This is a genomic window from Reyranella sp., from assembly GCF_965279625.1.
Lineage (GTDB): Bacteria > Pseudomonadota > Alphaproteobacteria > Reyranellales > Reyranellaceae > Reyranella.
In genome coordinates, this window is sequence record NZ_OZ257251.1 from 5,524,142 (window position 1) to 5,545,491 (window position 21,350).

At 65.0% G+C, this 21,350-nt stretch carries 18 protein-coding genes; 5 read left to right on the forward strand and 13 right to left on the reverse strand.

Annotated features, from left to right (window positions below):
* Window positions 1–24: 24 nt before the first annotated feature.
* The 4 genes from ACQY78_RS26835 to ACQY78_RS26850 form a co-directional block, all read right to left on the reverse strand.
* The gene (locus ACQY78_RS26835) at window positions 25–1,185 is read right to left on the reverse strand and encodes an acyl-CoA dehydrogenase family protein (protein WP_428681055.1); all 1,161 of its coding nucleotides are present in this window, start codon (window positions 1,183–1,185) and stop codon (window positions 25–27) included.
* A gap of 9 nt (window positions 1,186–1,194) precedes the next feature.
* Complete coding sequence (locus ACQY78_RS26840) at window positions 1,195–2,355, reverse strand: acyl-CoA dehydrogenase family protein (RefSeq protein WP_428681057.1); 1,161 nt, start codon at window positions 2,353–2,355, stop codon at window positions 1,195–1,197.
* A 173-nt stretch (window positions 2,356–2,528) separates the two neighbouring features.
* Window positions 2,529–4,145, reverse strand: coding sequence for an acyl-CoA carboxylase subunit beta (locus ACQY78_RS26845; RefSeq protein WP_428681059.1), 1,617 nt, complete (start codon window positions 4,143–4,145; stop codon window positions 2,529–2,531).
* A 7-nt stretch (window positions 4,146–4,152) separates the two neighbouring features.
* Window positions 4,153–5,016 (reverse strand): SDR family oxidoreductase, encoded by an 864-nt coding sequence (locus ACQY78_RS26850; protein ID WP_428681061.1) that lies wholly within the window; start codon window positions 5,014–5,016, stop codon window positions 4,153–4,155.
* Window positions 5,017–5,115: 99 nt separating this feature from the next.
* Here ACQY78_RS26850 and ACQY78_RS26855 point away from each other — a divergent pair, with 99 nt between their 5' ends.
* Complete coding sequence (locus tag ACQY78_RS26855; RefSeq protein WP_428681063.1) at window positions 5,116–5,412, forward strand: SCP2 sterol-binding domain-containing protein; 297 nt, start codon at window positions 5,116–5,118, stop codon at window positions 5,410–5,412.
* A 20-nt stretch (window positions 5,413–5,432) separates the two neighbouring features.
* Here the strand turns inward: ACQY78_RS26855 and ACQY78_RS26860 are convergent, their stop codons facing one another.
* Window positions 5,433–5,996, reverse strand: coding sequence for a CGNR zinc finger domain-containing protein (locus ACQY78_RS26860; protein WP_428681065.1), 564 nt, complete (start codon window positions 5,994–5,996; stop codon window positions 5,433–5,435).
* A gap of 94 nt (window positions 5,997–6,090) precedes the next feature.
* On the opposite strand from ACQY78_RS26860, the gene ACQY78_RS26865 reads away from it, so the two are divergent.
* Together ACQY78_RS26865 and ACQY78_RS26870 are read left to right on the forward strand one after the other, a co-directional pair.
* The gene (locus ACQY78_RS26865; protein ID WP_428681067.1) at window positions 6,091–6,462 is read left to right on the forward strand and encodes a VOC family protein; all 372 of its coding nucleotides are present in this window, start codon (window positions 6,091–6,093) and stop codon (window positions 6,460–6,462) included.
* Window positions 6,463–6,494: 32 nt separating this feature from the next.
* The gene (locus ACQY78_RS26870; protein WP_428681069.1) at window positions 6,495–6,890 is read left to right on the forward strand and encodes a GFA family protein; all 396 of its coding nucleotides are present in this window, start codon (window positions 6,495–6,497) and stop codon (window positions 6,888–6,890) included.
* Between the two features lie 10 nt (window positions 6,891–6,900).
* Here the strand turns inward: ACQY78_RS26870 and ACQY78_RS26875 are convergent, their stop codons facing one another.
* The 7 genes from ACQY78_RS26875 to ACQY78_RS26905 form a co-directional block, all read right to left on the reverse strand.
* Window positions 6,901–7,680 carry an ABC transporter ATP-binding protein gene (locus tag ACQY78_RS26875; RefSeq protein WP_428681071.1) on the reverse strand — a complete coding sequence of 260 codons (780 nt, stop codon included), beginning with the start codon at window positions 7,678–7,680 and terminating at the stop codon, window positions 6,901–6,903.
* On the reverse strand, window positions 7,673–8,533 hold the full coding sequence (locus ACQY78_RS26880; RefSeq protein WP_428681073.1) for an ABC transporter permease: 861 nt from the start codon (window positions 8,531–8,533) through the stop codon (window positions 7,673–7,675). The genes ACQY78_RS26875 and ACQY78_RS26880 overlap by 8 nt, the downstream gene beginning before the upstream one ends.
* 26 nt (window positions 8,534–8,559) lie before the next feature.
* On the reverse strand, window positions 8,560–9,519 hold the full coding sequence (locus ACQY78_RS26885) for an ABC transporter substrate-binding protein (RefSeq protein ID WP_428681075.1): 960 nt from the start codon (window positions 9,517–9,519) through the stop codon (window positions 8,560–8,562).
* A 106-nt stretch (window positions 9,520–9,625) separates the two neighbouring features.
* Window positions 9,626–11,224, reverse strand: a complete 1,599-nt coding sequence (locus tag ACQY78_RS26890) for a gamma-glutamyltransferase family protein (protein WP_428681077.1) — start codon at window positions 11,222–11,224, stop codon at window positions 9,626–9,628.
* Between the two features lie 13 nt (window positions 11,225–11,237).
* Window positions 11,238–11,825 carry a hypothetical protein gene (locus ACQY78_RS26895; protein WP_428681079.1) on the reverse strand — a complete coding sequence of 196 codons (588 nt, stop codon included), beginning with the start codon at window positions 11,823–11,825 and terminating at the stop codon, window positions 11,238–11,240.
* Between the two features lie 182 nt (window positions 11,826–12,007).
* A complete protein-coding gene (locus tag ACQY78_RS26900; protein WP_428681081.1) occupies window positions 12,008–13,732 on the reverse strand; it encodes a long-chain-fatty-acid--CoA ligase in 1,725 nt (574 codons plus the stop codon).
* Between the two features lie 49 nt (window positions 13,733–13,781).
* Complete coding sequence (locus ACQY78_RS26905; RefSeq protein WP_428681083.1) at window positions 13,782–14,531, reverse strand: GNAT family N-acetyltransferase; 750 nt, start codon at window positions 14,529–14,531, stop codon at window positions 13,782–13,784.
* A gap of 69 nt (window positions 14,532–14,600) precedes the next feature.
* Between ACQY78_RS26905 and ACQY78_RS26910 the strand changes: the two genes are divergently transcribed.
* Together ACQY78_RS26910 and ACQY78_RS26915 are read left to right on the forward strand one after the other, a co-directional pair.
* Window positions 14,601–15,392 carry a DUF2272 domain-containing protein gene (locus tag ACQY78_RS26910; RefSeq protein ID WP_428681085.1) on the forward strand — a complete coding sequence of 264 codons (792 nt, stop codon included), beginning with the start codon at window positions 14,601–14,603 and terminating at the stop codon, window positions 15,390–15,392.
* 85 nt (window positions 15,393–15,477) lie between these two features.
* Window positions 15,478–19,728 (forward strand): beta strand repeat-containing protein, encoded by a 4,251-nt coding sequence (locus ACQY78_RS26915; protein WP_428681087.1) that lies wholly within the window; start codon window positions 15,478–15,480, stop codon window positions 19,726–19,728.
* A 15-nt stretch (window positions 19,729–19,743) separates the two neighbouring features.
* Here the strand turns inward: ACQY78_RS26915 and ACQY78_RS26920 are convergent, their stop codons facing one another.
* On the reverse strand, window positions 19,744–21,348 hold the full coding sequence (locus ACQY78_RS26920) for a GMC family oxidoreductase (protein WP_428681089.1): 1,605 nt from the start codon (window positions 21,346–21,348) through the stop codon (window positions 19,744–19,746).
* Between the last annotated feature and the right edge of the window lie 2 nt (window positions 21,349–21,350).

Here is a 21,350-nt window from a genome sequence, read left to right on the forward strand (position 1 = left end):
GTTGTCGCGACGGCCGTGCGCAATTTATCTGTTCTCCACCCGCGGCAGGGTGCCCATGTGCTTGGAGATGATCTGCAGCATCACCTCGTCGGCGCCGCCGCCGATGGAGGCGAGGCGCGAATCGCGGAAGGCGCGCGCGGTCGGCGACTCCCAGAGATAGCCGGCGCCGCCCCAGTATTGCAGGCAGCCGTCGGTCACCAGGCGCACCATGCGGCCGGCCTTCAGCTTGGCCATCGAGGCCAGCATCGTGACGTCCGCCCCGTCGAGATACTCCTCGCAGGCCCGGTAGCAGAGCGAGCGCACCAGCTCGATCTCGGTGCGCAGCTCCGCCAGCTTGAAATAGATCACCTGGTTGTCGAGCAGGGGCCGGCCGAACACCTTGCGCTCGCGGGTGTACTCGATGGTCTGATCGATCAGCCGTTCCATGCCGACGACGGCGCTGATCGCGCCCCACAGCCGCTCCTCCTGGAACTGCTGCATCTGGTAGATGAACCCCATACCCTCCTGGCCGATCAGGTTCCGGACCGGCACCTTCACCTCGTCGAGGAAGATCTGCGCGGTGTCGGAGGAGCGCATGCCGAGCTTGTCGAGCTGCTTCACGACCTCGACGCCCTTGGTCTTCATTGGCAGGCAGATCAGCGACTTGTTCTTGTGCATCGGGCCTTCGCCCGTGCTGGCCAGCAGGCACATCCAGTCGGCTTGCGTGCCATTGGTCGTCCACATCTTGCCGCCGTTGATCACCCAGTCGCCGCCGACGCGGCGGGCCGTCGTCTTGATCGAGGCGACGTCCGAACCGGCGCCGACCTCCGAGACACCGAGGCAGGCGACATAATCACCGGCAATCGAGGGGCTGAGAAACTCCCGGCGCAGCTCGTCGCTGCCGTGGCGGGCCAGCGCCGGCGTTGCCATGTCGGTCTGCACGCCGATCGCCATCGGCACCGAACCGCAATGGATGTGGCCCAGCTCCTCGGCCATCACCATGGCGTAGGAATAATCGAGGCCCATGCCGCCGAATTCGGCAGCCTTGTTGATGCCGAGCAGGCCGGCGCTGCCCAGCTTCTTGAAGACCTCGTGGGCGGGGAAGATGCCGTCCTCTTCCCACTGGTCGACATGCGGATTGATGTCCCGGTCGATGATCGCCCGCAACGTGCGGCGGATCTCGTCATGTTCCTGAGTGAACTGCATGATCGCCTCCTAGCGGTTGCCCAAGCGGGGCAGGGTGCCCATCAGCTTGGAGATGATCTGCAGCATGACCTCGTCGGCGCCGCCGCCGATCGAGCCGAGACGGCCGTCGCGATAGCCGCGCGCCACCGGATTGTCCCAGAGATAGCCGGCGCCGCCCCAGTATTGCAGGCAGGCGTCGGAGACCTCGCGACGCAGGCGGCCGGCCTTCAGCTTGCCCATCGAGGCCAGCATGGTGACGTCCTTGCCGGCGAGATAGTCCTCGCAGGCGCGGTAGACGATGGAGCGCAGCCCCTCGACCTCGCTCTTGAGTTCGGCCAAGCGGAAGTGGATCACCTGATTGTCGAGCAGAGGCTTGCCGAAGACCTTACGCTCGCGCGTGTACTCGATGGTTGCGTTGATCAGCCGCTCGCAGGTGTTGAGCGAGCCCGCGCCGGCCCACAGCCGCTCCTCCTGGAATTGCTGCATCTGATAGGTGAAGCCCATGCCGGGCTGGCCGATCGTGTAGCGTACCGGCACCTTCACCTCGTCGAAGAAGGTCTGGACGGTGTCGGAGGCGCGCATGCCGAGCTTGTCGAGCTTCTTGGCGATCTCGAGGCCCTTGGTCTTCATGGGCACGACGATCAGCGACTTGTTCTTGTGGGCGGGTCCGTCATCGGTGCTGGCCAGCAGGCACATCCAGTCGGCCTGGGCGCCATTGGTCGTCCACATCTTGCCGCCATTGATCACCCAGTCGCCGCCGACCCTACGGGCCGTCGTCTTGATCGAGGCGACGTCGGAACCGGCGCCAGTCTCGGAAACGCCGAGACAGGCCACGTAGTCACCGGTGATCGAGGGGACGAGGAATTCCTTCCGCAGTTCGTCGCTGCCGTAGCGGGCGAGGGCAGGCGTCGCCATCGAGATCTGCACACCGGTCGCCATCGGGATCGAGCCGCCATTCACCCAGCCCAGCGATTCGGCACAGACCATGGCATAGGAGAAGTCGAGGCCCGAGCCGCCATATTCGACCGGCTTGTCGACGCCCAGCAGCCCGGCATCGCCCATCTTCTTGAAGAGTTCATGGGCGGGGAACTGGCCGTCCGTCTCCCACTGGTCGACAAAAGGATTGATCTCGCGATCGATCAGCGTCTTCCAGGTCTGGCGCAGCGCCTCGTGCTCGGGGGTGAACTTCATCGTGAGGTCCTTGCTCCAAGGTGTTCCTCCCCATTCAGATGGGGAGGTGTCGCGGCAAGCCGCGACGGAGGGGTCATAGGTATGGAGGTGTCGCTGATGACCCCTCCGTCAGCGTAGGACGCTGACACCTCCCCATCTGAATGGGGAGGAAGACGGAAGCGCTGGATCATCCCTCACATCCTCGCCACGCCGAAGGAGATGGGATTGAGCGGTCGCACGATCGATTCGCGTGCGATCGACAAGGTGAAGGCCAGAACCCGGCGCGTGTCGCGCGGATCGATGATGGCGTCGTCCCACAGGTGGGCGGTGCCGTAGAGTGCGGTCGATTCGCGCTCGAACTGGTCGACGATGCCTTTGAACATCTTGTCGATCTGTTCGTGCGGCGGCTCCTTGCCCTCGCGCAGGAACTTCTGCTCGGTCACTGTCTTCATGACGCCGGCGGCCTGTTCGCCGCCCATCACCGCGGTTCGGCTGTTGGGCCAGGCGAAGATGAAGCGCGGGTCGAAGGCGCGGCCGCACATGCCGTAGTTGCCGGCGCCGAAGCTGCCGCCGATCACGATGGTGATCTGCGGCACGGTCGCGTTGGCGACTGCCTGGATCATCTTGGAGCCATGCTTGACGATGCCGCCGCGCTCGCTCTCCGTGCCGACCATGTAGCCGGTCGTGTTCTGCAGGTAGACGATCGGCGTGCCCTGCTGGCAGCAGAGCTGGATGAACTGCGCGGCCTTGACGGCGCCCTTGGCGGTGATCGGGCCGTTGTTGCCGATCAGCGCCACCGGCTCGCCCTCAATGGCGGCCCAGCCACAGATCGTCTGCTGGTCGAACAGGGCCTTGAACTCTAGGAAGTCCGAGCCGTCGACGAGGCGCGCGATCACCTCGCGCACGTCGTAGGGATCCTTGTGCGAGGGAGGCACCACGCCGCACAGTTCCTCGACGTCGTAGAGCGGCTCCTTGAACGTCCGCTCCGTGCGTGGCGGCAGGCCATCGTTCCAGTGCCACTTGGCGATCACGTCGCGCGCCATGCGGATGCCGTCGGCGTCGTTCTCGGCCATCCATTCGGCGACGCCGGAGACGGTGGCGTGCATCTCGGCACCGCCCAGCTCTTCGTCGGTCGCGATCTCGCCGGTCGCGGCCTTGAGCAGCGGCGGCCCGGCCAGGAACACCTTGGCCTGGTTGCGCACCATGATGACGTAGTCGGAGAGGCCCGGCAGATAGGCACCGCCCGCCGTCGAGGAGCCGTGGACCACGGTGACCTGAGGGATGCCGCGCGCCGACATGCGCGCCTGGTTGGCGAAGCCGCGGCCGCCGGGCACGAAGATCTCGGCCTGGTAGAGCAGGTTGGCGCCGCCGGACTCGACCAGGTTCACGACCGGCAGCTTGTTCTCCATGACGATCTGCTGGACGCGCTGGCCCTTGCGCTGGCCGGAGGGCGCCACGGTGCCGCCCTTGATCGCGCTGTTCGAGGCCGTCACGACGCAGCGCACACCCTCGACATAGCCGATGCCGGCGACCGAGCCGCCTCCGGCGCTCGACCCGTCCTTGTCGTCGTGCATGCGGTAGCCGGCCAGCGGCATCAGCTCGAGGAAGGGGGCGCCGCGATCCAGCAGCAGCGCGATGCGTTCGCGCGGCATCAACTGCTTGCGCTTGGCGAAGCGCTCACGGGATTTCTCGGAGGCCGCCTGGACGCTGGCTTCGGCCTCGCGGAATTCGGCGATGGCGGCGAGCATGCGTTCGCGGTTCTGCTTGAACTCGTCGCTGTTGCGATCGACCTGGCTTTCGAGGATGGGCATGTCTTCCTCAGCCGCCCAGGACCTTGGGCGTCTTGGCGAGATGGAAGCCGTCGAATAGCTTCGATCTGTCCGTCGCCGGCAGGTCGACCGAGCGGTTGGCGAGCGGCACGCCGCCGTCGATGCGGATCTCCGTGCCGGTGATGTAGGAGGAGGCGTCGCTCAGCAGGAAGCAGACGGCGGCGGAGACTTCGCTTTCGGTGCCGAGACGGCCCAGCGGGCAGTAGCCCTTGAGCTTGGGGATCTGCTCCTTGAAGTCGCCGGTATAGGTGTCCATGCCCGAGGACGCGATCCAGCCCGGCGCCACCGAATTCACCCGCACCCCCGCGGCCGCCCATTCGTAGGCCAGCGTCATGGTGAGGTTCGCCATGCCGGCGCGCGCGGCCCCGGTGTGCACCATGTTGGGGAAGCCGTTGCGGTAGTCCGCCGTCATGTTGACGATCGAGCCGCCGTGGTCCTGCATCGACTGGGTGAAGACCTCGCGGCTCACGATGAAGCCGCCCGTCAGGTTGTTGCGAAGCACCACGTCGAAGCCCTTGGCGCTGAGCGACGCCGCAGGGGAGGGGAACTGGCCGCCGGCATTGTTGAACAGACCGTGGATGCGGCCGTTCTTCGCGACGATCGCGGCGACCGCTTCCTTGACCTGGGTTTCCTCACGGATGTCGAAGATATGCGTCTCGCAACTGCCGCCGGCGGCCTCGATCTCGGCCTTCACCGTGTCGAGCTTTTCCTGTTTGCGGCCGGTGATGATGACGTGTGCGCCCAGCGCTGCGATCTCGTGCGCCGTGCAACGGCCGATGCCGCTGCCGCCGCCGGTCACCATGACGGTCCGGCCCTCAAACAGTCCCGGTTTGAAGACCGAGCGATAGGTCATGTTTCCTCCGATTGAACGACCGTTTACCGGCCTGTAGTTGACGTTTACGTAAAGGTCAAGTAATCCCCCCGGACCATTGCCGACGGGAGGAACACGCTCATGACCTTGCAGGAAATCACCGCGAAAATGAAGGAAGGCGCTTCGAAGAAGTCGGCCTTCGGCAGCAGCGTCAAGTTCGCCACGGATCAGGGCGTCGTTCTTATCGACGGCAACCAGAATCCGCCCAGCGTCACCAACGAAGACACGGCCGCCGACTGCACCATCAAGATGGACTTCAGCGACTTCGCCGACCTGATCGAGGGCAAGCTCGACGGCATGAGCGCGTTCATGACCGGCAAGCTCAAGATCGAAGGCGACATGGGCGTCGCCATGAAGCTCCAGTCGATCCTGCGCTAAGCGCTTAGCGCCACGCCGTACTAACCAAGGGCCCCTTCGTGGGGCCCTTTCTGCGTCTGTTTGGCCTTGTGGTGGTGCCGCCTGGCCTTGGCGCGGTTGCCGCAGGACGACATGGTGCACCAGCGCCGTTTGCCGGCCCGGCTCTCGTCGAGAAACAGGTAGAGGCACTCCGGGTTGGCGCAGCGCCGGATCTTGTCGAGCTTGCCGCTCGCCAGCAGGTCGCCCGCCGACCACAGGACGGGGGCGAGGAGGGCCAGCGCCGTGCCCGATCGCATGTCGACCTCCCAGTCGAACGTCTCCTTGCCGCGCTTCAGGACCGTACGCGCCGGCGCGCCGGCCAGCGCCGCATTCAGACCCTCGAAATCACGGCTGGCGGGCGCCTTGCCTTGGGCGACGGCATCGAACAGGCGATGGATCGTCTCGCGCAGCTCGAGCGCGCGCTCGAACTCCCTGGGGGCGGGGGCCTTCGGCGCCTTGGCCCAGACTGCCAGATCCGCCGGCGTGTTCAGCGTCTCCGTCGGCATGTCCTGGCCGCGCCAGTAACGCGTGTTGGCGAAGTCGAGGCAGAGGTCAGGGCGATTCATCGAGCGGACTTACTAACCGGTTGTCCGGTTGACAAGGAATGCATGTCAACATAACCATGTAACCAGTTACATAGTTATACAGGAGGGAATTGCCATGTTCGACCATGTATCCATTGGCGTCGCCGACATCGCCCGCACCCGGAGGTTCTATGACGCCGCGCTGGAGCCGCTCGGTTATGCGCGGCTTAGCGACGGAGAAACCTCGCTGGGCTACGGTGAGAAGGAAGTCGGCCTGTGGATCGGCAAGGCAGTGAAGCCTGTGAAGGCCGATCTGGAATCCGGCCTGCACTTCTGCTTCGTTGCGAAGGACCGGAAGTCGGTCGACGCGTTCCATGCCGCGGCGCTCAGGAGCGGCGGCAGCGACAACGGCAAGCCCGGCCTTCGTTCGGACTACAGCCCGACCTACTATGCGGCCTTCGTGATCGACCCCGACGGTTACCGGCTCGAGGCCTATTGCGGGAAGTGAGGCCCGGCGTCCCGATCACGACGGAGGTGGCGATGCTGAAAGGCGGTTGTTTCTGCGGCACCGTCCGCTACGAGGCCGAGGGCGAGCCCTGGCACGAGACGGTTTGTCATTGTTCGATCTGCCGTCGCACCACCGGCGCGCCGATCGTGGCGTGGTTCACCGTCAAGACCGGGGACTTCCGTATCGTTGCCGGCGAGCCGGCGCGCTTCCGGTCATCCGGGGCTGCGACGCGAACCTTCTGCGGGGCGTGCGGCACCGCGCTCACCTTCCAGTCCGCGGACCATCCCGACGAGATCGACGTGACGACCTGCTCGCTCGATGACCCCGAACGGGTACCGCCGAAATCCCACACATGGCGGGCGTCCGGCCTGGCTTGGGTGAAGAGCGCGGACGGTCTGCCTGCCTACCCGGAGAAGCGTCCGGATTAGGACCGGCCGGTCAGGCCGCCTTCTTGCCGTGGTGGCTGTGCAGCTTGTTGCTCAGGACGCGGCGGATGGCATTGAATTCAGGGCTGGCCACGTCGCGCGGCCGCGGAAGATCCAGCATGTTGTCGCTTTCGATGCGGCCCGGGCCGGGTGTCATCACCACCACGCGGTTGGCCAGCAGGATCGCTTCCTCGACCGCATGGGTCACGAACACGACGGTGAGCTTGGTGCGCTCCCAGATGTCCAGGAGCTCGTCCTGCAGGCGCTCGCGCGTCATGGCATCGAGGGCGCCGAACGGCTCGTCCATCAGCACCAGCTCGGCATCGTTGGCCAGCACGCGGGCGATCGCCACGCGCTGCTTCATGCCGCCCGAAAGCTGGTGCGGATAGGCGTTGGCGAACTTGGCGAGGCCCACGAGGTCGATGAACTTGTCGACGATCTGCTTGACCTCGGCGGCGCCCAGGCCGCGCGCGGCCGGGCCGAATCCGATGTTGGCGCGCACGCTGAGCCACGGGAACAGCGCATAGTCCTGGAAGACCATGCCGCGCGACGGATCGGGTCCGGCGATCGGACGGCCCCACATCAGCGCCTCTCCCGACGAAGGCTGGTCGAACCCGGCCATGATGCGGAGCAGGGTGGACTTGCCGCAGCCCGAGGCGCCGATCAGGCAGATGAACTCGCCCTTGTTGATCGAGAGGTTGGCGTCCGAGAGCGCATGGATCGTCTGATCCTGTAGCTGGAAGACCTTGGACACGCCCTTGATCTCGACGATCGGAGTCGCAGACTCAGCCATGGTGATTGGGGCTCCAGCGCAGCAGGTAGTTGCCGAGCGCCACCACGACGCGGTCGGACAGGTAGCCGGCGAGGCCGATCACGATCATGCCGCAGATCACCAGCTCGGTGCGCGACAGGGTGCGGCCGTCCATGATCACGGCACCCAGCCCCTGCGGCACGCCGGTCATCTCGCCGACGACGATGACGAACCAGGCGAGGCCGAGGCCGAGCCGTAGGCCGGTGAAGATCGACGGCGTGGCCGCCGGCAGCACCACTTTGTAGAACTGCGCGTTGCCGCGGCAGCCCAGCATCGAGGCCGCTTCGAACAGCTTGGGATCGACCGAGCGCACACCGAAGATCGTGTTGAGCAGGATCGGATAGAAGGCGCCGAGGCAGACCAGGGCGAAGGCCGACTTGGCGCCCAGCCCGAACAGGATCATCGACAGCGGCAGCCAGGCGGTGACCGGGATCGGCCGCATGACCTGGAGGAACGGATCGAGCAGCATGCGCGCGGTCGGCACACGCCCGACCAGGATGCCGATGGGCAGTGCGAACATCGCAGCCAGCGCGAAGCCGCCATAGACGCGGCTCATCGACGCCAGCAGATGCGTGGCCAACGTCGCGGAGTAGGCATCGTCGTAGATGCCGCCCACGGCGAAGTCGATCATGTACTCCCCGACCGCGTAGGGCGTCGGGATCAGCCGGGTCCATTGCTGGGTGGTCGCCACCTGCCAGAAGGCGAGCAGCATCAGCGGTACGATCAGCGCCAGCACTGTCGGCTTGAAGCGCGACCATGTCGAGCGCGTCGCTCTGCGCGGCACGACGGCGGTCGGTGCCGCCGCGTGAACCGATCCTGTCTCGACGATCGCCATGGTGCGCTCCGTCGCCCGTCTTCCGGCTAGCTGGCGATCTCGTTCGAGAACTTGGGATTGAGGAAGACGTCGAACTTCGGCAGCGCGCGGATCTGCTTCAGCTCCAGCATGTGCTGGGCGTAGGTCTTGGCCTGGCCCTGCACCTTGTCGTCGAGCTTCCACACATACTCAACATTGTCGGCGCCGAGTGCCTGCTCGACCGCGGCGCGGTTGGCGCCAAGCTTCTGCACCGTCATCTCGACCACGGCCGGCTTATTCGCCGACATGAACTCGACGGCCTGGCGGTGGATCTTCAGCATGGCGCGGATCATGTCCGGGTTCTTGGTGACGGTCTCCTCATTGGTGCCGATGATCATGTTGAGGCCGCCCATGGACGTGCCATAGGGGTACTCGACGAGCTGACCGACGCCGGACGTGATGGAGAGCGCCGGGCCGGGCTCGGCGCCGACATAGGCGTCGATGTCGCCGCGCGCGAGCATGGCCGGCATTTCGCCGAACGGGACGCGGACCGACGTGATGTCCTTCGGCGTGAGACCCTCCATGCGCATGCGCTCGAGGATGAAGACTTCCTGCGTGGAGCCCGGCCAGATGCCGACCTTCTTGCCTTTGAGGTCCTTGATCGTCTTCACGTCGGAGCCGGCCTTGGAGATCACGCCCATGCCCTTGTTCGACATCGCGCCCACCACGACGACCGGTTCGCCGGCGGCAGCGCCCAGGATACCGGCGGCGATGCCGAACGTGCCGAGGTCCACCGACTTGGTGACCACAGCGTTCTTGCAGTCGGTCGGGCTGTCGAAGGTGATGATCTCGATCTTGAGGCCGGGAGGCGCGAACTGCGCGTAGAAGTGCGGCGGCATCGAATGAACGAGTCGAAGGGCGCCCATCTTGACCGTCTGGCCGGCTTGCGCACGAAGGACGGACGGCGCGGCCAGGGTTCCCACGGCAGCAAGGCTGGCCCCGGCCAGCAGACGACGACGATTGATCATTAAAATGCCTCCCAAGCAGTTCCCTTGGGAGGCAACAAGCGTGCCAATTCTCATGGTCCTCTCCGCCCGCGCGGCGGGGGAGAGGACATATGAGGGCGGTCGGTCCTTAGAACCCGACCGCGGCGCCGTCGCGGCGGCTCTCGGAGGCGCCGAGATAGGGGCCGCCGTCGGGGAAGCGCCAGATGATCTGGCTCGATCCGAAGGCGAAGCTCGGCCAGCCCGTGCGCGTGATCTTGTGGCCACGCTCCTCGAGGCCGGTCGCCGTCGCCGCGGGGAAGTGATCCTCGGTCCACACCGTTCCGTCCGTCTCGTGCACGCGCCAGCGGCCGGCGTCGATGGCGGCCTGCGGGTTCTGGCCGTAGTCGACGATGCGCGAGAAGACCTGCATGTGGCCCTGCGGCTGCATGGCGCCGCCCATCAGGCCGAAGGTCGCGACCGGCTTTCCGTCCTTGGTGATGAAGGCCGGGATGATCGTATGGAACGGCCGCTTCTTGGGGCCGACCTCGTTGGGATGGCCCTTATTGGTGACGAAGCCGGTGGCGCGGTTCTGGAGCGCGATGCCGGTGCCGGGGACCACGACGCCCGAGCCGAAGCCGGTGTAGTTCGACTGAATCAGCGACACCATCATGCCGGACTCGTCGGCCGTGCCGAGATAGATCGTGCCGCTCTCCTTGGGCGTGCCCGGACCGAAATCCTGCGCCTTCTTCGGATCGATCAGCTTGGCGCGGCTCTTCAGGTAGCCCTTGTCGAGCATCTGCGCCGGCGTCACTTCCATGAAACGAGGGTCGGCCACGTAGCGATAGATGTCGGCGAAGGCGAGCTTCATTGCCTCGATGCGCAGATGCGCGACCTCGGGCCCGTCGGGGTCGCGGCCGGCCAGTTCGAAGTTCTCGAGGATGCCCAGCGCCATGCAGGCGGCGATGCCCTGGCCTGAGGGCGGAATCTCGTGCAGCGTCGTTCCGCGATAGGTGAGGCCGATCGGATCGACCCAGTCGGGCTTGTGCTCGGCGAGGTCTTCCTTGCGCAGCGCGCCGCCGGTTTCGCGGGCGTACTTGTCCATCATCTCGGCAAGTTCACCGCGATAGAAGGCTTCGCCCTTGCTCTCGGCGATCTTGGTCAGCGTCCTGGCCTGGTCGGGGAACTTCCAGAGTTCGCCCGGCTGCGGCGCGCGGCCGTTCGGCAGGAACGCCTTCACCCAGCTCTCCTGGCCCTTCAGCCGGTCGATGGCGCTCTCCCATTGGCGTGCGACCATGTAGGAGACGCGGAAACCGTCATGGGCGTACTTGATGCCGGGTTCGAACAGGTCGGCGAACGGCAGTTTCCCGTAGCGCTTGTGCAGTTCCATCCAGAGCGACACCGCGCCCGGCGTGGTGACGCTGCCCCAGCCGACATTGGGCATGTTGGCCTGCCCCTCATAGCGATCGGGCGTCATCAGCGCCGGCGAATGGCCCGAGGCGTTGAGGCCGACCAGCTTCGTGCCGTCCCACAAGATGCAGAAGGCGTCGGCGCCGATGCCGTTCATCGTCGGCTCGACGACCGTGATGGCGACGGCGGCCGCGATCGCGGCGTCGACTGCGTTGCCGCCCTTGGCCAGCATGCGCAGGCCGGCGGTGGCCGCGAGATGCTGCGAGGAGGCCACCATGTTCGAGGCGAAGACCGGCAGTTTCTTGGACGCGTAGGGAAACTCATACGAAAAAGACGGCACCTCGAAATCCTTTCTACTTCTTCGAAGCCTGGAGGGCTTCTATGCGCGCCACGAAGCGTGGCGTCTGCAGGAACTGGCGATGATCCGTGGCGGTCTTGCCGAACAGACGGGAGAGATCCAACACGCCGGAGCCCGCGATCTCGCCCATCCGGCCGGAAAGCGTCACCCTTTCGGCAAGCCGCAGGGTTTTTAGCGCCGCGACGGCCGGTTCGGAAAGGCCCGGTGGCGGCGTGGCACGCGATCGTGTGGAGAAAAAGTCGGTCACCGTGCCGGCAAAGGCCAGCGCCCAGTCGTTGAACGCGTAGAGCGAAACCTGCCGGCCGATGTCGATCGTGACCGTCGCGGTCTGGGCATTGCCCTCGATCTTGGTCAGCGTGCCGCACCAGTCGCCGAAGGCCCCGACCTTGTCGGCGAGGGCCACGCTCTGACGGGCGGCTTCCTCGACCCGCAGCGGGTTGTTCGAGGCGAGGGCGGGCTTGGCCAGCTCCTGCAGCCCGTCGAGGAACGCCTTCTGCGCCGGATTGCGCTCATGGCACGGCCGGTCGAAGCAGCCGCCCAGCACCAGGGTGGCGCCGCCGAGTATCAGAACGCGTCGCCTCATCTTCCTTCCCCGTCAGACGAGGGAGGTGCCCCCGTAGGGGGCGGAGGGGGAAGGCAGCGGACGAGGTGCATGAACCTATTGTGCCACGAATATCTTGCCTGTGGCTCTCCCCCTCCGGCCAAAGGCGCCGTAAACGGCGCCGGGGCCACCTCTCCCGTATGATGGGGGAGGTGTGAGCCGGCCTAGGCCGCCTTCGACTGCGCCTTGGCCCGTTCTTCTTCCTTGAGTTCCTTCTTGGAGAGCTTGCCGACCGGCGTCTTGGGCAGCTCCGCGCGGATCTCGAGGGCGACCGGCATCTCGTGCTTGCCGATCTTGCCCTCGAGATGCTTCTTCAGCTCCTCGAAGGTGAGCGAGGCGCCGGGCTTCAGCTTCACGAACACCTTGGGCGCTTCCTGGCGATAGGGATCGGGGATGCCGATCACGATCACCTCGTCGACCGCCGGATGCTCGTAGACGGCCTCCTCGATCATGCGCGGATAGACGTTGTAACCCGACGAGATGATCAGGTCCTTCGAACGGTCGACCAGGTAGAGCCAGCCGTCTTCGTCCATGTAACCCATGTCGCCGGTGCGCAGGCCCATCCAGTTGCTCGACGGATGGCGGAACAGGACCTTCTCGGTCTCCGTCGGGTTCTTCCAGTAGCCCTTCATCACTTGAGGCCCGATGATGCAGACTTCGCCGACATGCTCCTTGCCGACGGGCAGCACCTTGTCACCGTCCTCCATGTCGCGGATCTCGATGATGGTGCCCGGCATCGGCACGCCGCACGAGCCGATCCGGCGCACGCTCTTGTCGACCGGGCAGATCGCGCCGGTGGGCGACGTCTCCGTGAGGCCGTAGCCTTCGATCAGGGTGGCGCCCGTCAGCTTCTCGAAGCTCTGTTGCACTTCGACCGGCAGGGGAGCGCCGCCCGACATGCAGATCTTCAGCGAGCTGAGGTCGAGCCCCTGCGCCTTGGGATGCTTGTTGATCGCGGTGTAGAGCGTGGGAACGCCGGGCAGGAAGGTCGGCTTCTTCTTCGCCAGATCGCTCACGATCATGTCGATGTCGGGTCGCGGGTAGAGGATGAGCTGGTTGCCGTTGCGCACCGCGCCCAGCATGATTCCCGACAGCGCGTAGATGTGGAACAGCGGCAGCACGCAGACGACCTTCTCGGTGCCGGGCGTCGTGTAGGGCGTCGTCCAGGCCTGGCCCTGGCTCATCGCCGCCATCACGCAGCCATGCGTCAGCATCGCGGCCTTGGGCAGGCCTGTGGTGCCGCCGGTATATTGCAGCAGCGCCACCTCGTCCCACAGGTTCTCGCTCGCGGGCTGGTAGGCCGCGTAGGCGCCGTCGTTCGCCAGCAGGTCCTTGAACGACATGTGCCAGTCGTCGCGCGGCCAAGCCGACAGGTCCTTCTTCTTCGCGATCGGGTAGAGCCAGTTCTTGGGCCACGGCAGGTAATCGGCGATCGATCCCACGATCAGCTTCTTGAGCCGCGTCTTGCCGCGCATCGCCGCCATCTTCGGGTAGAGCGCGGTGACCTCCAGCGTCACCAGGATGTCGGTCTCGGAGTCACCGATCTTGAATTCGAGTTCGCGCGCGGCGTCGAGCGGCGAGTAGTTCACCACCCGGCCGCCGGCCTTCAGTACGCCAAAGAAAGCGATGATGTAATGGGGCGTGTTGGGCAGATAGAGGCCGACATTGACGCCGGGCTTGACGCCGAGCTTCTGGAAGCCGGCCGCGGCACGGTCGGAAGCCTGCTTGTAGTCACGGAACGTCATCACCTTGTCGAGGAAGTCGGTGAAGGGCCGGTCGCCGTACTTGGCGCAGCTTTCCTCGAAGCTCTGATGGATCGTCGTCTTCGGGACGTCGAGTTCCCACTTCACGCCCGGCGGATAGCTCTTTTCCCACGCATAGTTCGACATTTATGGATTTCCTCCCTGCATCGACTATGCGAGGCCTGACGCGGGAGGGTCAAGAAGTCGGCGGGATCAGATACTCGTACTCGTAGACCGTGCGGAAACCCTGCGCCGCGTAGAGGGGCATCGCCGCTGCATTGGTGGCGACCACCTGCAGGTAGGCGAAGCGCGCGCCCCGTTCCCAGGCCCAGGCATACAGGCTCTCGGTGATGCGCCGCGCCAGACCCTGCCGCCGCGCCTCTGGCATCACCAGCACATCGAACAGCCCCATGTGATCGCCTTCGACCGCGCCGATCGCCATCGCCATCGGCCGGCCCTCGTGCTGGACGAAGGCGAAGCCGGCAGGCTGGGCGATCGCCTGCAGCATCCGCTGCATGGTCTCGCGATGCTCGGGTCTTACGGGGCTGTGGGCCGCGAAGGCCTCGATCCAGGCGGGGGACGGGCTCAGGGAAATTCCGACGGCGGAATCCGGCCGGAACCCCTCGTGGAGCGGGCAGCGCTGAAGGAGGCTGCGCTCGATTGGCGCGTAGCCCCGTGCTTTCAGGAGATCGGACATGCCGGCGGGCGCCAAGGGCGTGAGACGCCAGACCGGCGTTCTTCCGCGCTCGCGGAAGGCTGCCTCCACGGTTTCGACGTCAGTTGAAATTTTGTCTCCTAGAGCACTGATCGAATTGGCTCTTTTTGTGTAACCGCCAGAGAAGCGCAGATGCCATCCCTGGACATCACGGCTTTCGAGAGCCGGCCAGCCCCGGAAGGCAAGGGCTTCTAGTCGACGAACTTCATCCAAATTCTTAAGAGGTGACATGATGCGCAATCTCTGCTACTTTAAATGATAATTATAACAGTCGCTTATTTTATAAACTGTATGTGACGCATGAAGTCTGACCCCCTCGATGTCGGCTTTCGCGTTTGCTGGCAGCCCTCCGGTCGTTTCCATTGTTTCCCGACCGGGCACCGGCTGCCAGCACTCCTTTCGCTCGTCCTCGTGCTGGCACTTGCTCTGGCCGGATGCGGAGGGGGCGGATCGGGCCCTGATGAAAGGCCGCCCAGCGACAAGGTCGCCTACACCGCCTGGAAGGAATGGTCGAAATTCGGCCGGGCCACCGTGGTCTATGGCGGGCAGGCCAATGGCTATACCAACCGGTACGGCATAACCGAGCGCAGCGAGCCTCTGTCGAGTCGCGTCGGCGAGTATTGGGGCGCCTGCGGCCGGCCACAGTGGAACGGCACCTCCGACAAGCCCTGGTCGGGCGCCTTCGTCACCTGGGTGATGGTGCAGTCCGGCTACAGCGCCTCGCAGTTTCCACGCGACGGGCGCCATGGGAGCTATCTGGCCTCGCTGTACGATCGCGAGCGCGCGTCGCGCAGCGCACCGTTCCTGCTGCACGCGCCGAGCGAATATTCGCCCAAGCCGGGCGACCTCGTCTGCTCGGGTTCCGCCGGTCCGACCTGGCGCTATGCCGACCCGCGCACCGCCCACCGCCGCATCGACAACACCGCCGCCCATTGCGACATCGTCACCGAGGTGCGCGGCGGATACGTCCACGCGATCGGCGGCAACGTGAAGGACAGCGTGGCCATGAGCCTCTTCCCGGTCGACTCGCGCGGCCGCCTGATGAACGTCTCGGGCCGGCCCTGGCTCCTTGTCGTGGAAAAGCGCGGCTAGGCGGAATCTCCGAGGGATTTAGGATTTGAGCTTGCACACGTTCTGAACCAGGATCGCGCCGCATTCATCGGTTCGGGAGCGTACAATGTCGACTAGCCTTACGATCGCTCTCAGCCAACAGCTTCAGACGACGCTGTCGAGCACGTCGAACGGTCAGATCGGCCTATGGGCCGTCTACTTCACGGACACGGGTGCGCCCGTCGCGACCGCTCTCCAAGTGGGGAGCACGCCCACCCCATCGACGCAGATCACGCTGCCGAATCCGTACGACGGCGGCAAGGTCTACCTGCTCATCCAGAGCTACGATACCGCCAATCCCAATTCTCCGGCTGAACTCACCTTCGGAGCGGGCGGCGTCATCCAGCAGGAGTCGGACATCAGCTGGGACGTCGCCGACACGAACCAGTTTCGCTACGACAGTTTCGAACTCTCGCTGCTGGGCGCCGCCGCGGATGCCGGCAACCTGACCGACGTCAACGTCTTCGGTATCCCGATGTCGGTCGATATCGCGTTTCCCAACGGCGCGGTCACTCAAACCCGCGGCTATCAGGTCAACGGAAGCGCGGTCTTCAGCGACATCGAAACCGCCTTCACGGCCGACGGTGGGCTGGTTCACAACTTCGAGTACGGACCGCTGGCTGGCCAGCCCCGACTGGCGGCCGCGCCGACGACGGCGTTGGCGCCCGGCGGACCCGGGGGCGTGTCCGCCTCCGACTGGAACGCCTATATCGAATCGATCGGCAACGAGATGGCTTCGAGCGTGAGGATTGCCGGCCAGTACAATGGCGCGGGCACGGTCGACTACGTGGTTGGGCAACCGCCAAGCGCTTCCTATACGGAATGGCACAATGCCGGTTTCTATTCGTACAAGCTGACCTACGAGAAGCAGCCGGCGACGGTCTACGATGCCTCGACGACGCTGGGAGCCAATCCCTTTTCGGTGCAGCTGAACAGCAGCGCCATCACGGTCACCGATCCCAACGCCAGCCAGTACGTCGCCGGCCAGACCTATGTGACGTTCGAGAACGTCGCGCCCTTTGCAGGCTTCTCCGCAGCTGAACTCAACTCGACCTATCTCGTTAGCAACGTCATCGATGCGAACACCTACCAGTTCGTCATCCAGGCCACGCAGGCGAACGAGACGACGACGGGAGGCGGCAGCGCCATCGTCAGCTCGGTACCTCTGGGCGACAACCCGTTCTCGGCCAATGCGGGCGACATGTTCTTCACGGTGACCGATCCCACCGCCTCGAAGTATGCCGCCGAGGGGGTCGAAGTCACGTTTACAGGCGCTGAGGCCTTCGCGGGATTTACCGCCGATTATCTCAACGGCACGACGTTCACCATCACCAAGGTCCTGAATGCCACGCAATACGAGCTCGGCATCTCGACGACCGCCCAGCAGGGCACGGGCGGCGGAGATACGGTCTCGCCTACGTATGTTCGCCCCGACGCCGGCACGTATGTCTTCACGCCGGACGTCAACAGCCAAGTCAAGGGTACCATCAAGATCGATACCCAGGATCTCGCGAACAGCATCTACTCGACCCTCGGGTTCGCGCAGATCTACAGCCCCGACAAAGCTCCGTACGAGTTCTCGACGCTCGTCAACAATGTCGGCACCGCGACGACCGATCTGAATACCGGCTTCAACACGCAGTGGGGTGCCTTCTTCGTCAAGCTGCTGACGGGCTATATCGGCGGCTACATGGGCGGCCAGGGGCATTTGCCGAACCAATGGACGGGCGGTCCGACGACCGTCGACCTCAGCCAGAACTGGAATTTCGATCCCAGCTACGCCTTCAGCGCCAACACGATGACGCCTTGGACCTGGGACGTGTCGACGTACGGAGCGGGCGTTTCCTACGACAAGTATGCCGAGATTTTCTTCTCCCACACGAACTCGTACGGGAACGGTTACTCCGACGCCCTCATGAGTCTGTTCCAGCAGGGCGGTCCGCTGATCCCGACCGGCTATACCGTCCCGCTCGGCGCCAACCCTTTCACGACGACGGCTGGCTCGAACATCGTCTCCGTCACCGACCCCAATGCCGGGACCTATGGATACCAGGTGGGCGACCTGGTGACGTTCGCCGGGGCGGGCACCGTCGGGGGCATCAACATGGCGGCGCCCCCCAGCCTCAACATACCGGGCGATCCCGGAAAGGCTGCCTTCGTCATTAAGAGTGTCGCGGGCGGTAGCTACACCGTCGAGGCAGCGACCAGTGCAACGTCCTCAGTCACCGGCGGCGGGTCGGCGGTCGTAGCCGGATTGGACGTCACCAACATCACCCTGACTCTCTACGACGACAACGAGACGGCGCCCGCGGGCAGCACGTTGCCGGACCACCAGCTCTACACACCTACCGAGATCTACAAGACGAGTCCCGGACCGTTCGTGAATGCGTTGGGTTCGACCGACACCATCGATGTCCAGTTCGCGCTCGGGCTTGGGCAGATGCGGCCCGTGACCGGCTTGAAGGTCAGCCTGGGCTTCTTCACTGGAGGCGCCGCAGGCGACTACAAGTTCGAGTACGTTGTTTTCGATACGGCAACCGAGACACTCTATCAGCAGTGGAACTACGACGCCGCGACCAAGACCCTGACGGCCGCAGGTGGAGCCGCACCGACGGGCACCGGCCTTACGATCAACGACTTGCCCTACGCGACGGGTGTGAACTGGTATCAGCTCGTCTTCTCCGAGAAGAACGAGCACAACCCCATCAGCCGCACCTACAACATCTACATGAACGGGGTGGCGGGATCGGGGATCCTCAATCCAAACTACGTCGCCACGGGCGTCAACCAGGCGGGCAGCATAGCCATCGACGGTCTGGCCTCGTACGTGGGAAGCGACGTCGCGGACCAATACCTCACGGGGACTGGCGGCCTGTCGTTCAACATGTTCAACGGCAACACCTTGTCGATGGACCCGCGGCTGCTCGAACTGATCACTGACCAGACCATCATCGAGGCCAATCCCACTGTCTGGCAGGCGCCGCTGGCGCCGGTGCTGGGCACGCGCACGAACTCCATCTTCAGCAACTGGGGCGGTTCGACCACGCTGGGCACGCCAAATGCCGATCTCTCCGACGTGACCGACGGTTCGCTCGCGTTCGGCTGGTACGCGTCGGACCAGGCGTGGCTGAACCACAATGCGGAGAACGGCCAGGGTGGCGTGATCGCGAACTTCACCAACAAGATCGGGGCGCTGAATACCGCGCAGATCTCCTTCCTGTCGGGCGCCGGCCTGTCCTCGCACGTGCCGATCACGGCCGTGGCGGATATCGATGGCAAGTGGACGACCGCCGCTTCGTCGTTCGGCAGCGGCACCTATACCGCCGTGCTGACCGAATTCCTGGGCTATGCCACGTCGCATCAAATTGGTAACCCGAGCAGCTACCTGACCTTCACCGTGGACCTGGACAGCCTCGATTTCCAAAGCGCCAGCAGCTATATCGCGCTCGACGGAGCCAGCGGCGATGCCGCGGGCAACTGGATCACGCTGCAGACGGCGAATTCGAGCCTGCCAAACGGCACGCTGCTGGTCTATGCGACCGACGCCAACGGAGATTTGGTCGGCCGCGACGGACAGGTCGGCGCGTCGCTGGAGGAGTCGGTGCTGGCGCGCATCGGCTCGGTCGCCTTCGACAGCGGGACGGTCATGGGGCAGGGCACACAGTCCGTCTACCTGTCGGTCGGCCTGCAACTCCAGTTCGCGATCCAGACCGGCGCGAATTCGATCGAGCAGCTTCCGGGCATCGTCGTGACGGGCAGCGGCGCGCTAGCGGTCAACGTCAGCGGCGCCTTCGGAACGCTCAATCTGTCAGCCGCTGTGGACAACACGCTTTCTGCCGCGGCGCAGCTTGCGCAGAGCCAACAGCAGGACGATCAGGCCTGGGTGTATCTCACGCAGGGCTCGACCATGCAGGTCGACGTGGCGGGCAGCGCCTGGAATCTCAATACGATCCACTTCGTGAAGATCGACGTCAATTCGACGACCGGAGAGTGGAGCGTCGGCGGTGTTCCCTACAGCAATACCGACGCCTTCCGGACGGCGGTGCAGCAGAACTGGGATCCGAACTTTGCGGTGTCCGGAGGACGCGGCAACTTCGCCGCGTCGGACGACTGGGTTGTCTCAAAGGGAACGGGATACTACGCGCCGGTCCTCTATACCGAGAGCGGCAACACGTTCGTCCTCGGGACGGCCAACGCGGACGGGCAGGAGCATATCCGGACCTACGGCCAGAACATGTTCGGCTTCGAGGACCTACTCGCCAGCCAAGGCAGCGATTTCGACTACAACGATCTCGTCATGAAGATCGCGATCGCCTGAGCCGGCGGCCCCGGCTCAGTTCGTCATTCCCGCCGCGTGCATGATCGCGGCGGTGCGCTCGGCGAGCATGATGGTGGGCGCGTTGGTGTTGCCGCCGATCAGGGTCGGCATGACCGACGCATCGACCACGCGCAGTCCCTCGACGCCGTGCACCAGCAGCTTGTCGTCGACCACCGCCATGGGATCGCTGGCCGGGCCCATCTTGCAGCTGCCGACCGGGTGATAGATCGTCTCGCACTTGGTGCGGATCCACTGCTCGATCTCGGCGTCGGTCTTCACGGCCGCGCCCGGCGCCAGTTCATCGGCGCGATAGGGATCGAGGCCGGACTGGGCGAGGATGTCGCGACCCATCTTCACGCCGGCGATCAGCGTGTCGAGGTCCTGGCGCTCGCCGAGATAGTTCGGATCGATCAGCGGATGTTCCTTCGGGTCCTTGCTGCGCAGCCGGATCGTGCCCTTGCTCTCGGGCCGCAGGGTGCAGACGTGCAGGCTGTAGCCGTCCTTGTTCAGGCGGGTGCGGCCATGGTCCATCACAAGCACGGGCAGGAAATGAAGCTGGATGTCGGGCGCCGCCAGGCCCGGGCGTGTTCGCAGGAAGCCGCCCGACTCGGCGATCGGCGAGGTGCCGGGCCCCTTCTTGTTAACGACATACTGGTAGAGCGACGCCAGCTTGTTGGCGCGGTCGTAGGTATCGCGCGTCTTGCAGAACTGCAGCAGCGAGGCGTCGAGATGGTCCTGCAGGTTGGCGCCGACGCCGGGCAGATCAAGCAACGGCCGGATGCCGATCGACTTCAGGTGATCGGCCGGGCCGATGCCCGACAGCATCATGAGCTGCGGCGAGTTGATGGCGCCGCCGCACAGGATGATCTCGCGGGTGACGCGGGCGACCTCGTCGCGGCCTTCCAGCGTGTAGCGCACGCCCATGGCGCGCTTCTGGTCGAAGATGATGCGTTCGGTGAGGGCGCCGGTGACGACCTTGATGTACGCGCCGCTGTTCTCGACCGCGGGGCGCAGGTAGGCACTCGCCGCGCTCCAGCGCTGCTTATTCTTCTGTGTCACCTGGTAGAGCCCGACGCCATCCTGCTCGGCGCCGTTGAAGTCCTTGTTGCGCTTGTGGCCGGCCTGCTCGGCGGCCTTGAGGAAGGCCTCGTTCAGCTTGCTGGGATCGACCTGGTCGGCGACGTTCAGTGGACCGCCGGTGCCGTGGAAGGCGTCGGCGCCGCGCTCGTTGTTCTCCGCCTTCTTGAAGTACGGCAGCACATCTTCATAGGACCAGCCTTCGTTGCCGAGCTGGCGCCAGTGGTCGTAATCCGAGGCGTGGCCGCGTACGTAGAGCATCGCGTTGATCGCGGAGGAGCCGCCCAGAGTCTTGCCGCGCGGCCAGTACATGCGGCGATCGTTGCAGTTCTTCTGGGGCGTCGTCTCGTAGTGCCAGTTGTAGGGATTCTTCTCGCCCAGCGAAGCGAAGCCGGCGGGCATCTTCAGCATGAACGACTTGTCTGGTCCCCCGGCCTCGAGGACCAGGATGCGCAGGTTCGGCCGTTCCCAGGCCAGTCGTGCGGCCAGGGCGCAACCGGCCGAGCCGGCGCCGACGATGATGTAGTCGTAGAGCGAAGACATTG

Bases quoted from the DNA above. Each gene is read 5' to 3' on its own strand.
- ACQY78_RS26835 (WP_428681055.1), bottom strand. From the start codon at position 1,185: ATGCAGTTCACTCAGGAACATGACGAGATCCGCCGCACGTTGCGGGCG.
- ACQY78_RS26875 (WP_428681071.1), bottom strand. From the start codon at position 7,680: ATGGCTGAGTCTGCGACTCCGATCGTCGAGATCAAGGGCGTGTCCAAG.
- ACQY78_RS26860 (WP_428681065.1), bottom strand. From the start codon at position 5,996: ATGAATCGCCCTGACCTCTGCCTCGACTTCGCCAACACGCGTTACTGG.
- ACQY78_RS26920 (WP_428681089.1), bottom strand. From the start codon at position 21,348: ATGTCTTCGCTCTACGACTACATCATCGTCGGCGCCGGCTCGGCCGGT.
- ACQY78_RS26845 (WP_428681059.1), bottom strand. From the start codon at position 4,145: ATGCCCATCCTCGAAAGCCAGGTCGATCGCAACAGCGACGAGTTCAAG.
- ACQY78_RS26880 (WP_428681073.1), bottom strand. From the start codon at position 8,533: ATGGCGATCGTCGAGACAGGATCGGTTCACGCGGCGGCACCGACCGCC.
- ACQY78_RS26885 (WP_428681075.1), bottom strand. From the start codon at position 9,519: ATGATCAATCGTCGTCGTCTGCTGGCCGGGGCCAGCCTTGCTGCCGTG.
- ACQY78_RS26855 (WP_428681063.1), top strand. From the start codon at position 5,116: ATGACCTTGCAGGAAATCACCGCGAAAATGAAGGAAGGCGCTTCGAAG.
- ACQY78_RS26840 (WP_428681057.1), bottom strand. From the start codon at position 2,355: ATGAAGTTCACCCCCGAGCACGAGGCGCTGCGCCAGACCTGGAAGACG.
- ACQY78_RS26900 (WP_428681081.1), bottom strand. From the start codon at position 13,732: ATGTCGAACTATGCGTGGGAAAAGAGCTATCCGCCGGGCGTGAAGTGG.
- ACQY78_RS26910 (WP_428681085.1), top strand. From the start codon at position 14,601: ATGAAGTCTGACCCCCTCGATGTCGGCTTTCGCGTTTGCTGGCAGCCC.
- ACQY78_RS26905 (WP_428681083.1), bottom strand. From the start codon at position 14,531: ATGTCACCTCTTAAGAATTTGGATGAAGTTCGTCGACTAGAAGCCCTT.
- ACQY78_RS26870 (WP_428681069.1), top strand. From the start codon at position 6,495: ATGCTGAAAGGCGGTTGTTTCTGCGGCACCGTCCGCTACGAGGCCGAG.
- ACQY78_RS26915 (WP_428681087.1), top strand. From the start codon at position 15,478: ATGTCGACTAGCCTTACGATCGCTCTCAGCCAACAGCTTCAGACGACG.
- ACQY78_RS26865 (WP_428681067.1), top strand. From the start codon at position 6,091: ATGTTCGACCATGTATCCATTGGCGTCGCCGACATCGCCCGCACCCGG.
- ACQY78_RS26850 (WP_428681061.1), bottom strand. From the start codon at position 5,016: ATGACCTATCGCTCGGTCTTCAAACCGGGACTGTTTGAGGGCCGGACC.
- ACQY78_RS26895 (WP_428681079.1), bottom strand. From the start codon at position 11,825: ATGAGGCGACGCGTTCTGATACTCGGCGGCGCCACCCTGGTGCTGGGC.